This is a genomic window from Alkalibacillus filiformis (assembly GCF_030814115.1).
Lineage (GTDB): Bacteria > Bacillota > Bacilli > Bacillales > Alkalibacillaceae > Alkalibacillus > Alkalibacillus filiformis.
Genome location: NZ_JAUSUP010000013.1, coordinates 1 through 12108, shown reverse-complemented (window position 1 = coordinate 12108; position 12108 = coordinate 1). Strand labels below are relative to the sequence as shown.

Annotated in this window: 8 protein-coding genes and 1 pseudogene; all 9 read left to right on the top strand. The window is 36.2% G+C overall.

Features of this window, described 5'->3' with window-relative positions; genetic code table 11:
* Window positions 1–20 precede the first annotated feature (20 nt).
* The 9 genes and pseudogenes from J2R98_RS12740 (at window position 21) to wecB (ending at window position 11987) form a co-directional block, all read left to right on the top strand.
* Complete coding sequence (locus tag J2R98_RS12740; protein ID WP_307069581.1) at window positions 21–1187, top strand: nucleotide sugar dehydrogenase; 1167 nt, start codon at window positions 21–23, stop codon at window positions 1185–1187.
* Between the two features lie 588 nt (window positions 1188–1775).
* A complete protein-coding gene (locus J2R98_RS12735; protein WP_307069579.1) occupies window positions 1776–2000 on the top strand; it encodes a hypothetical protein in 225 nt (74 codons plus the stop codon).
* 278 nt (window positions 2001–2278) lie between these two features.
* Window positions 2279–2713, top strand: a complete 435-nt coding sequence (locus tag J2R98_RS12730; protein WP_307069578.1) for a VanZ family protein — start codon at window positions 2279–2281, stop codon at window positions 2711–2713.
* A 4-nt stretch (window positions 2714–2717) separates the two neighbouring features.
* Window positions 2718–4237 (top strand): annotated as a pseudogene (locus J2R98_RS12725) (phospho-sugar mutase).
* A gap of 82 nt (window positions 4238–4319) precedes the next feature.
* The gene (locus J2R98_RS12720; RefSeq protein WP_307069576.1) at window positions 4320–5354 is read left to right on the top strand and encodes a phosphotransferase; all 1035 of its coding nucleotides are present in this window, start codon (window positions 4320–4322) and stop codon (window positions 5352–5354) included.
* A gap of 18 nt (window positions 5355–5372) precedes the next feature.
* On the top strand, window positions 5373–6776 hold the full coding sequence (locus J2R98_RS12715; RefSeq protein ID WP_307069575.1) for an oligosaccharide flippase family protein: 1404 nt from the start codon (window positions 5373–5375) through the stop codon (window positions 6774–6776).
* Window positions 6777–6878: 102 nt separating this feature from the next.
* The gene (locus J2R98_RS12710) at window positions 6879–9599 is read left to right on the top strand and encodes a M14 family metallocarboxypeptidase (RefSeq protein ID WP_307069573.1); all 2721 of its coding nucleotides are present in this window, start codon (window positions 6879–6881) and stop codon (window positions 9597–9599) included.
* Between the two features lie 256 nt (window positions 9600–9855).
* Window positions 9856–10821 (top strand): hypothetical protein, encoded by a 966-nt coding sequence (locus J2R98_RS12705; RefSeq protein WP_307069571.1) that lies wholly within the window; start codon window positions 9856–9858, stop codon window positions 10819–10821.
* A gap of 47 nt (window positions 10822–10868) precedes the next feature.
* Window positions 10869–11987: a non-hydrolyzing UDP-N-acetylglucosamine 2-epimerase gene (wecB, locus tag J2R98_RS12700; RefSeq protein ID WP_307069569.1), complete on the top strand. Its 1119-nt coding sequence runs from the start codon at window positions 10869–10871 to the stop codon at window positions 11985–11987.
* Window positions 11988–12108: the final 121 nt, after the last annotated feature.

Below are 12108 nucleotides of genomic sequence, written 5' to 3'. Positions count from 1 at the left end.
TTCATAAAGGAGACTTTTATATGAAAATCACAATCGCCGGCACAGGCTATGTAGGTCTATCAAACGCAGTCCTACTAGCCCAGTATAATGAAGTCATTGCATTAGATATAATGGAAGAGAAAGTAGATCTAATTAAAAATAAACAATCTCCAATTGTTGATCCTGAGATTGAGGAGTTCTTAGCGACTAAAGACTTAAACCTAACAGCAACAACAGATAAAGAACAAGCATTTAAAGATGCTGAGTATGTTGTTATCTCAACACCAACAAACTATGTTCCAGAACAGAATTATTTTGATACAAGCTCAGTTGAAACGGTGATTGAGAATGTTTTAGATATTAATCCAGATGCTATCATGGTGATCAAGTCAACAATCCCTGTTGGTTATACAGAAGAGTTAAGGAAGAAGTATAATACTGAGAATATTATCTTCTCACCTGAGTTTTTAAGAGAAGGCAAGGCGTTATACGATAATTTACACCCTTCTCGTATTATCGTTGGAGAGCAATCAGAACGTGCCGAGACGTTTGCTAATCTATTAGCTGAAGGTGCCATCAAGGAAGATATCCCAACGCTATTTACAAACTCAACAGAAGCAGAAGCTATTAAACTATTTGCTAATACTTATCTAGCAATGCGCGTATCTTTCTTTAATGAGCTAGACAGCTATACCGAGATTAATGGCTTAGATACACAACAAATTATTGAAGGGGTAAGTCTAGACCCACGAATTGGAGATTATTACAACAACCCTTCATTTGGCTATGGCGGTTACTGCTTACCGAAGGATACCAAGCAGTTATTAGCGAACTTTGAAGATGTACCTAATAACATCATTACAGCAATTGTCGACGCTAATGAAACAAGAAAAACTCACAATGCAGATAGAATTTTAGCAAGAAACCCTGAGAAAGTTGGAATCTATCGTTTAACGATGAAAACAGATTCTGATAACTTCAGACAACCAGCCATCCAAGGTGTTATTGAACGCTTACGCTCGAATGGTGTTGAAATAGTTGTTTATGAACCATCACTAACAGACGATGAGTTTGAAGGCTTGAAAGTTATTAACGACTTTGATCAGTTCAAAGCTTCATCTGATGTAATTGTAGCCAATAGACTATCAGAAGAACTACAAGATGTTCGTGACAAAGTTTATACAAGAGATGTGTTTAGTAGAGATTAGAGGTGGCCGAAAGGCCACCTTTAACTTTAATCCATCGAAAGAATACTTAATAAGAGCATTAAATATATTATAGCCAAATTGAAACTGTTATTGAATTTTTGTTCATGAAACACCTAACTTCCTTACAATCCTCCTAATTTTAAATCGTTGTTTCTTAATTTGATAGATTTCCATAAACATTTGTCTCACTATTCCATCTTTTATCCTACTGCTGACGCTGACAGTTGATCATTCTATCATACTACAGAGAGTTATTTTTGATTGAAAAGTGTAAACTTTTATTAAGCAAAAACTGTCTACTTTAGTTTAGCGTTTACAACGATCAAGCTTTAACTTGTTCATAATATCTATAAACAAGCTTGTGGCTGCCGTTTTTACCTAAAAATTAAATAATGATGGGTCAATGGTTACTTTCTTGCGCGATTGTTCACAAATTGTTCATAATTATTTTCAAAAAAGTACTTTACTTATTCTGAAAACTTTGTAAAATAAAGATGTACTTTGTAGGAACAAGGTGGTGGTTATTAGGAACTAATTGTAATCGCAGCTTTTTTCAACAAATTATAGTGGAGGTGAGAAGGTAGCTTTTTGGAAACTGTAAAAGACAAAGCAGAAGAGATTGAAAAAATGAAATCTGAGTTCATTCATGCTTACTATAGATTCGCCAAGGAGAATCGGAAAGAAGATCTTGAACAGATGCTCGGACTTCATTGGAGGATCTTTAAGCTAAGTGGTGGCAAGATTCCTCTAAGTATGTTTAAGTTTATACAAGTCCTTAAAGAAGATTTTCGCCAAAAAAGGCAAGGTAACTAAAAATTGAACGGAAAATAACTCTCAATAAACACAGTGGGAATTAATGGAGCCCACTTTCCCCAAAAAATAAAATAAAAAGACACTCAGACGAAACTCCACCGCCTTTGTGCGGTGGAGTTTAAAATTTAATGCGGTATTTGATCTCTCCACTTAATTTTCATTATGATTTTAGTTTAATAGATTCCAAAATAATGGAAGTTGTTGTACTATATGATGATAGGTTATTTTTGTTTTACATAATGTTTTTTGATTGATCGTAGGGCTTAAGGAGATGGGTTATGAAGAAGATTGTGTCTTGGCTGGCTGTCCTTATGTGGATGGGGCTTATTTTTTATTTCTCTCACCAGCCGGGAGAAGAATCAAGTGAGTTAAGTGGTAGTGTCGTCGAAATCGTGCTTTCGATTGTGCCTTTTATTGACGCTGATACTGAATGGGTACACATTGTCATTCGAAAAGGGGCGCATTTTTTTGTATACTTTATTTTAGGTGTTCTTGTGATAAATGCTTTAAGAATCAGTGGTGTAAAGTTAAAGAGAAGTGTTTGGGTGTCGATTTTAGTTTGTCTATTATACGCCATTTCAGATGAAGTGCATCAATTATACATACCAGGAAGATCCGGAGAAGTGAGCGATGTTGTTTTAGATACGGTTGGTGCTAGTTTTGGTATGTTGATATATCTTGTGTTTTATCGTTTAATAACTAGAGGAGAGTGATGGTATGAGTTGGCAAGAGCGGTACAAAAAGTGGCGAGAGTTTAAACAACTTGATGAATCATTAAAAATTAAGCTATTCCAAATGAATGAATCTGAACTAGAAGATGCTTTTCATCAGACGTTAGAGTTTGGAACAGGTGGGATGCGCGGAGAATTAGGACCTGGAACCAATCGAATGAATATCTATACAGTACGTAAAGCAGCAAAGGGGCTAGCGTTATACATAGAAGAGCAAGGGAACGCTGAGCGTGGTGTAGTCGTTGCCTATGATTCACGTTATCAATCAAAAGAGTTCGCACTTGAGACGGCGAAAGTGTTAGGTGTCCATGGTATTCCAACTTATGTGTTCACTTCACTACGTCCAACACCTGAATTGTCTTTTGCTGTGCGTCAATTAGAAACGGCTGCTGGAGTAATGATCACAGCAAGTCATAATCCACCTGAATACAATGTTTATAAAGTTTACAATGAAGTAGGTGGACAGTTGCCACCAAAACAAGCCGATCAAATGATTGAGAAGGTTAATTGTGTTGAAGAAGAGTTGAAAATAGATGTACTAAGTGAAGAAGAACTTAATCAGAAGGGCTTGTTGAAGTGGGTCGATTGTGAAGTCGATGAGGCGTATTTAACTGCGCTAAAATCTGTGACGATGAATCATGACTTGTTAAAGCGTCATGCTGATGATTTAAGTATTGTATTTACACCGTTACATGGAACAGCGAATATGCCTGTGACTGAAGGGTTGAAACAAGCAGGGTTCAACCAAGTTCATGCGGTTTCTGAACAAGTTGTAGAAGACCCTGAATTCTCAACCGTTTCTTCTCCAAATCCAGAAGAGCATCAAGCATTTGAATATGCGATTCACAAAGGGCGTGATGTTGGGGCTGATCTATTAGTCGCAACTGACCCTGATGCTGACCGTTTAGGGGTAGCGGCCTTAAATCGAGAGGATCAATATCAAGTGTTAACAGGGAATCAATTAGGGGCGCTGTTATTGGATTATATTTTAGCTAACAAAGCTGAAGTACCGGAAAACGGTTTGATGATTAAGACGATTGTAACGTCACAATTAGGACAAGCTGTCGCAGAACATCATGGCATTTCGACACTTGATACACTAACAGGGTTCAAGTTTATTGCTGAGAAGATTGAAGAGTTCAATCAGTCTGGAGAGTATGAATTTGTTTTTGGGTATGAAGAGAGCTACGGTTATTTAGTGAAAGATTTTGCTCGTGATAAAGATGCCGTTCAAGCAACGGTGTTAGCGAGTGAAATGGCTGCATACTGGAAGTCTCAAGGTAAAACGTTGTTTGATGCTCTTGATTCTTTATATGAACGTCTTGGTTATTACATTGCGTGAAGTTCAAATTCGACCATGACTGTTGGACTTGTTTAAGACCGTCTGGAACTGAGCCGAAGCTTAAATTTTACTTCGGTGTTAAGGGTGAGACGAAAGAGCAGGCAGAAGAACGGCTTGTAGCACTTAAAGATGAAGTGTTAAAAAGAGTGAACGCAAAAGTTTAAACATACAACAAGAGTGGTGATACTGTGTAGTGTCATCACTTTTTTTATAAATATGTGTGACAGACAGATAGGGTGTGTGAAAGTGTTACATTACGTTAAACAATATCGAAAGCTAAAAGAAGCCTTTAACATGGTGCAGCCTGACTTAGAAAATGGAGTATATAAAACGCATTTACACAGCAAGAGAATTGTTTATAAAGAAGACTCAGAAGCTGAACAGTTTGTAAGTCAATTAATTAAAAGTGACTACAGCAATACGGTAAAAGTAAATGTGAAAAGGTCTATTGAGAGGGTTTTGAACTGGACGAATAACGGGTCAAATCACAAATATAAAGGTGGACTGTTATTATTAAACCGAAGTGGAGATATTAAAGTGTTCAGTTTTAAAAATCAGTTGACTAAAACTTACTTTAAAGACTGTTCCCGTTTTGAAGCTTTTGAAGAGACAATCAACTTCTTCAGTCCTTATTTTAATACGACGATTCTGAACATTGATCAAAAACAGAGAACGGTTATGGAGCAATTAATTAATACACAACCAATAATTGAAAGATCTTTTGACCAACAAATTCAAGTTGTAGAACAGGTGATTGAACAATATGATCAATACTTATCGAGTCAACATGAGAAGTTTTACTATATTAATTTAGATTATTATTTTGATCGTTTTTCGAATAACTCTTCTATAAATGGTCTGTTATCAAGCTTAAAAACTGTCGTTAACCAAGAAGAGTTAGTCCCTGTTGTACCTATGCACTCTGATCTACATTTCGAGAATATGTTATTAAAAGGCGACGAACTATACTTGATTGATTGGGAAGATTGTTCCAACAAAATCTTTTACTATGATGTGTTAAACATCATGTTTGTCGAGGCATTTATACGAGATGACTTTAGACTGATTGAATGTTACTTAAACGGGCAATTTGATTCTTCGTTAATTAAGCTGTTTCAATCTTGTGGGTTGAAGTTTGATCCTACGTGCAGAGATGTTTATTTCTACAATTACTCAATCGTTAGGTTAGAGTCTGAAGTTACATTGGGTGAAAGTAACATAGAAGATATTATAAAAGCTTATCAACGTTTTATCGACAAGTTTAGTGGCATGGCCTATTAAATTAAAAGGAGCATTGTCATGGCGGATCATGCGAGTGGTTTACTAAAACGGTTTTCATTATTTTCAATAGGGCCAATTGTATCAGCAGTTATAAGTTTCTTTATTGTACCTATCACGACATGGTTCGTTTCACCGGATGAATTCGGTAAAGCGACGATGTTTACAACCGTCTTATCGATGCTTATATTATTTTGCAAGTTAGGGATGGATGGGGCGTTTGAGCGAGAGTTTACGTTATGGCGAAGTCACGTTACACATTTACTACTCAATAGTTCTGTTATTCCTCTATCTTTTTCATTAATATTAGGGTCGATCATTTTACTGTTTTACGCACCATTGTCTGTTTTGTTATTTGGTGATATTGAGTTACTTGTCATGGTCATCCTTGCCTTACTACTTCCTGTCTTTATTAGTCATCAATTTAACATTTTGTTATTAAGACAGTTAGAACAGCCAATTTATTATTCAGTGGCGTTAATAGCTGAAAAGTTGATTAATCTAGTCGTCTTAGTTTCCATTTTATATTGGATTGATACAAGCTTTAAAAGTATTGTCATAGCACAGTTTATTTCTTTTACTTTAACAACGGTTATTTTAACGATCATAAATTGTAAGTATTGGTTTAGTGCTTTTCGTATTGACTTTAACTTAAACAAACAGTTACTGAAGTTCGGTTTACCAATTATGCCAGCTGTTTTACTCACTTTCTTATTAACGACAATTGATAAGTTTTCTTTAAGAGCTTGGGCGAGCTTTGATGAAATAGGAATCTATGCGATTGCGATGAAAATTGCAGGAGTTATGGGGATCTTTAATGTGTCCTTTGGATCATTCTGGTCACCGACTGCTTATCGTTGGTATGAAGAAGGGGTGGCCAATAAAAAATTTGTCAGGATTAACAGCATTGTTATCTCGATGTCTCTGTTAGTCTTTGCTCTAATCGTGTTGTTTAAAGATGTCATTTTACTAATCTTTGATGAAAGTTACTTAGCGGCATCAATCATAATTCCCTTTCTGGTCATCGTTCCTATTAGTGAGATCATTATGCAGACAACAGGAAAAGGAATTGCCTTCTCTCGGAGAACAATTTTTAACTTAATATCTTCTACCATAGCAGTAGTTTTTAATGTCATTGGTAATGTTTTGTTAGTCCCAATCTATGGTAGCTTAGGTGCAGCAATCGCTACTGGATTAAGCTTTGTTTTATATTTATGGGTGAGGTCATTGTTCTCCAGAATGTTGTGGTTTAAGTTCCCGATTCGAAACCTCATGTTAGTGACAATAGTATTGTTAGGGGTAAGCTTTATCAACTTATTCGAGTCATCATGGTTATTAAATACCGTCTTTGCTTTAATCATTGTGGTGTTAAGTAGATCTGAATTAAAAGAGGTATTTAATGCTCTTAAAAAAATTAAACAGTAATTCCTTTGGGAAAATTATAAGTATTTAGCCATATTCTGTAATATTTTCGCAATATTTCTGTTATAATGGTCCTGTAAAAAGTTATTTAGGGGGGATAATGTTTTGAATTTTAGGGTCAAAAGTTCTATAGGAGCATTTGTAGGATCTTTAGCATTATTTTCTTTCTTGTTATTGTTTGTTGGAAGCACAGTATATGCAGGTACTCAAACAGAAAAAGGTATTGTCATAAATGGGGATACAGCAGTTTATGAGGAAAAAACTAAGGAATCTTCAGCATTAAAAACATACTCAGAAGGTTCAACCTTAATATTTACAGAATCAGATGATGAAGAATGGTACGATGCAGAAGTTATAGTGGATGGAGAAAGAAAAGCAGGTTTCATACATACGGATGATGTAGATTTAATTAATGAAGAAAGAACCAATCTATCAGGTTATTCAATTGACAACACCAGTGTGTATAAGAGCCCCACTAAACAGTCAGGTACATGGAAGAGTTATTCAGAAGGTAGATTATTATATTATACTTCATTAAGTGCAAATTGGTATGAAGCATCGGTTATCGTTGATGGTGAACGTCAAACAGGTTATATTCATGTAAATGATGTCGAAGAGCCAGTTGATGAACAAGAGAATTCATCTGGGTATGCTTTAAATGAGGAAACACACGTTTACGCTAGTCCGACTTTGAATGCTGGTGTCTTGAAGACGTATGACCGTGGTCATTTACTTTACTATGAGACTTATTTGTCAGATTGGTATAGGGCAGTAGTATATATAAATGGTGAGCAACATGTAGGTTATATAAACAAAGGTCATGTTGAAGAACCGACTGAAGACTCTACGAATCTATCGGGGGTTGCTTTAACTGATCGAACAAACGTATACAATAGTCCTAATAACCAATCAGGTGTTTTAAAAAGCTATGCAGTAGGCTCTGTTTTAAAATATGAATCTTATCTAGAAGACTGGTATAGAGCAGAAGTAATTTTAGATGGTGAACGAAAGTCAGGTTACTTATCAAAAAGTGATGTTCAAGAACCAGTAGATAATCCTGTTGATCTTTCTGGTATAGCTTTGAAAGATCGAACGAATGTTTATTCTAGTCCAAATGTATCATCAAATGTTTTAAAAGATTATTCACCAGGTGCAACTTTACTTTATGAGTCATTTATAGATGGTTGGTATAAGGCAACGGTGTTCTTGAATGGAGAAGGTCATACGGGTTATATCAATCATTCAGATGTTGAAGAGCCTGTGGACAACCCTGAATCTCTATCAGGTGTAGCACTAAAAGTTCGCACCCATGTATATGATAGTCCTAATAAAAGCAGTGACACGTTAAAAGCTTATAATCAGGGACATATATTAAAATATGAAACTTTCATTCATGATTGGTATAAAGCGACTGTCTTTTTAAATGGAGAAGCGCATACAGGTTATATTCATAAAGATGATGTAGAAGAACCAGTAGAAGAACAAGAAAGTTTGCAAGGTTATGCATACAGTCCAAATACAAAGGTATACGGTACGCCAAGTAAAAACTCTGGGACACTAAAGAGTTATTCAGAAGGTAGGCTGTTACAGTATAGAACATACATTCAAGACTGGTATGAAGCAACAGTGATTTTAGGTGGTAATGCACAAACCGGTTATATTCATAAGGATGATGTAATAGCGGTTGACGCCAGTCAAGAAAACCTTGATGGGATTGCTATTTATGATAAAACGTATGTTTATAGTGATCCATCTAAAAACTCAAGACAATTGAAAGGTTATAATTTCGGGTCAGATTTAATCTTTAAGTCATTTACAGAAAATTGGTATGAAGCAGAAGTTGTAGTAGAAGGTCAACGTCATACAGGGTATATTTATAAAGATGACGTAAGTTTAGATGGCGTTAATGCAGAACCAATTGTGAATGCAAAAACAACCTATACTTATGATCAAATGGTGAAAGATATACACCAACTTGCTAGACAATACCCAGGTTTAATAGAGGTAGAAGTCATTGGACAATCTGTTGAAGGTCGAGATATCCACGCAGTTAAAGTTGGTAATGGAGATACTAAGATTACCATAAACTCATCTCACCATGCGCGTGAGTGGATTTCTACTAATCTAGTTATGCATCAGATCGATACCTACAGTCAGGCGTATGTTAAAGAAGAAACGGTAGATGGGTATGATGCTAGAGAGATATTAGAACAAGCTTCAATTTACTATGTTCCAATGGTTAATCCAGATGGTGTAGTACTTGTTCAAGAAGGGCCAAAAGCAGTAGAAAACACAGATTATGTGATTGCTTTAAATGGTGGTAGTACTAACTTTGACGGTTGGAAGGCCAATATAAGAGGGGTTGACTTAAACAGGCAGTACCCTGCAGATTGGGATACGATTAGATATGTTGAACCGACGCCAGGTCCAGAACGATATAAAGGCCCACGTCCATTATCAGAACCAGAAACACAAGCTATGTTTGATTTCACAATTAGTCATGATTTTCAAACAGCAGTAGCTTACCACTCTTCTGGTGAGATTCTGTATTGGGACTATTATACAAGCGGTCAACTACAAGATGATTCATTACGTATTGCTAATATGATTAGTGATAAGACTGGTTATCCATTATATACTCCGTTTAATCCAAGTGGAGGAGGGTATAAAGATTGGGTGCTAGATTCATTAGGTTACCCTGGTTATACACCAGAACTTTCACCTTATATAGGAGATCGTCCAGTACCGTTAAGTAACTATGACGCTATTTGGGAACAAAACGATTCTATAGGATTAATGTTAGCTGAAGAAGCTTATTTAAGATAATTAAAGATTAATAGTTTTAAGCCTAAAGGTATTTTCGCCTTTGGGCTTTTTTAGGTTTGTCCAGTTATTATTTGACATTATTTCATATATTCTATATCTTCGAAGTAAATGTTTGAATATTCAGTTTTAATAACAGGAGGATTTTGTAATGACTATTATTAAGCCTTATGTTATGACAGTAGAAGAAAGTGTAAACAAAATTATCGGTTATTTAGAAACTAAAGGCTATATTTAATTCTAGTTTGAGGTGGAATATATGAAGAAGAAAGTATATTTGCATATAGGGGTTCATAAGACAGCAACAACTTTTCTACAATGGCAAGTCTTCCCTAAACTTAAAGGAATATCATTAGTTCGAAAATCAAACTCCAAGAAGTTACTGTACCGAATAAAAAACAAAAAGCTTAAAGGTGAAGATTTTGAAGAGATTCGACAATCATTAGAAAAGAAACGTAAAGGTGATCAACCTTTACTCATTTCTTATGAAGGTTTCAGTGGAAGTCCTTTCTCTCAGAAGAAGATGAAAAGTTCATATCAAATTTTAAGTGACCTTAGAAACATATTTCCAAAAGAGGAGTACGACGTTCATGTCATACTCGGTCTAAGGAATCAAGTCGACTTAATGACCTCATTATACATTGAATTTCTTCACCAAGGAGGCGATAAGAAAGAAGAGACTTATATACAAGAATTAGTCGATCATGAAGTGTTTGATAACTATTTATACAATCAATACATTGATCACATTGAGTCATTGTATGGAGACCAATATTTTGTTTGGGTATATGAGAACTTTAAGGAACAGAAAGAAGATTACTTATTAAAGTTATTAAACTTTCTAGGGTTTAATCATATACCTAAATATGAACATGTCCAATTAAATCGAAGCTATGGTAGGCTACAAGCTAAGTTAGCAAGGCGTTTAAACAAATGGTTTAAGACGAACAAAAGTCCCAAAGGCTTCATTCCTGAAGTGAAGATTAAGTTAAAAAGAAATTACTCGAAGAAGATCGTGAAGAAACTCTTTAACAGAAAACGTAAAAAAATCACGCTTTCGCCTAGATCGTTATTGCAAAATGAGCTAAGCTATAAAATCCATTACAAAAGATACGAGCTTTCTCCAGAAATGAAAGAGAAAATTATGAATTACTATATACAAGATAATGAACAGTTGAATCAACGTGAGAATCTAAATTTGCCTGAAGTATATTTTCACAAATGATTGGTGTAAAATGAGAGGTGACAATACGAAGTTGATGGAGTGTTACAATGAAGCAAAAAATCAAAGTTATGAGCGTCTTTGGGACAAGGCCTGAAGCGATTAAAATGGCACCTCTCGTGTTAGAACTGAATAAAAAAAGTGAACAATTCGAAACTATTGTAACGGTTACAGCACAGCACCGTGAAATGCTGGACCAAGTGTTAGATATATTTGAAATTACACCTGATTATGACTTGAATATTATGAAGGCTAAGCAGACATTAGCTCAAGTGACAAACCGCGCATTAGAAGGCTTAGATGAAGTCATTAAAGAGACTAAGCCTGACATCGTCCTCGTCCACGGCGATACAACAACGACATTCGCCGCATCGCTCGCAGCGTTTTACAACCAAGTCGCGGTAGGGCACGTTGAAGCAGGGTTGCGTACGTGGAATAAGCATTCACCGTTCCCTGAAGAGCTTAACCGCCAACTAACAGGTGTGATGGCTGACTTGCACTTCTCTCCGACTGATCAAGCAAAGCAAAACTTATTAGACGAAAACAAAGATGAGTCGACGATCAAAGTGACGGGTAATACTGCAATTGATGCACTTAAGACGACCGTTGATGACAATTACACAAGCCCTATTATGCAAGAGATTGGTGACAAGCGATTAGTCTTAGTGACAGCCCACCGTCGTGAAAATTTAGGCCAAAACATGGAGCAAATGTTCCGTGCAATCAAGCGGTTAGTGGATAATCATGATGACATCCACGTCGTTTATCCTGTACATTTAAACCCTGTCGTCCAAGAGACAGCGAATTCAATTTTAGGTGATGATGATCGCATTAATTTAATTGAGCCGCTGGGCGTTATTGATTTCCATAACTTCGCCGCACGATCGCATTTAATTTTAACGGATTCTGGTGGGGTTCAAGAAGAAGCACCTTCATTGGGTGTGCCAGTATTAGTACTACGCGATACGACGGAGCGCCCAGAAGGAGTTGCCGCTGGTACATTGAAGCTTGCAGGTACAAATGAAGATCACATTTTCAAATTGGCAGATGAGTTATTATCAGATGATGAGGCACATGCGAAAATGGCTAAAGCATCAAACCCATACGGTGATGGAGAGGCTTCAAGAAGAATTACAGAAGCTTTAGTGAGTTATTTTAATATTAAATAGGCTTGTTCCATTTTGGAACAAGCCTATTCTGTTTGCCCGGCATGGGTGAGCTCTAACGGGTGAAAGTCCCGAGTGCGACCTAGTAGCGGTAAGCACATAGTCAAAGGCAAGGGTGTCCACG

Excerpts from the sequence above, each read along its gene's own strand:
- J2R98_RS12740 (WP_307069581.1), top strand. The coding sequence starts at position 21 with ATGAAAATCACAATCGCCGGCACAGGCTATGTAGGTCTATCAAACGCA.
- J2R98_RS12730 (WP_307069578.1), top strand. The coding sequence starts at position 2,279 with ATGAAGAAGATTGTGTCTTGGCTGGCTGTCCTTATGTGGATGGGGCTT.
- J2R98_RS12715 (WP_307069575.1), top strand. The coding sequence starts at position 5,373 with ATGGCGGATCATGCGAGTGGTTTACTAAAACGGTTTTCATTATTTTCA.
- J2R98_RS12705 (WP_307069571.1), top strand. The coding sequence starts at position 9,856 with ATGAAGAAGAAAGTATATTTGCATATAGGGGTTCATAAGACAGCAACA.
- wecB (WP_307069569.1), top strand. The coding sequence starts at position 10,869 with ATGAAGCAAAAAATCAAAGTTATGAGCGTCTTTGGGACAAGGCCTGAA.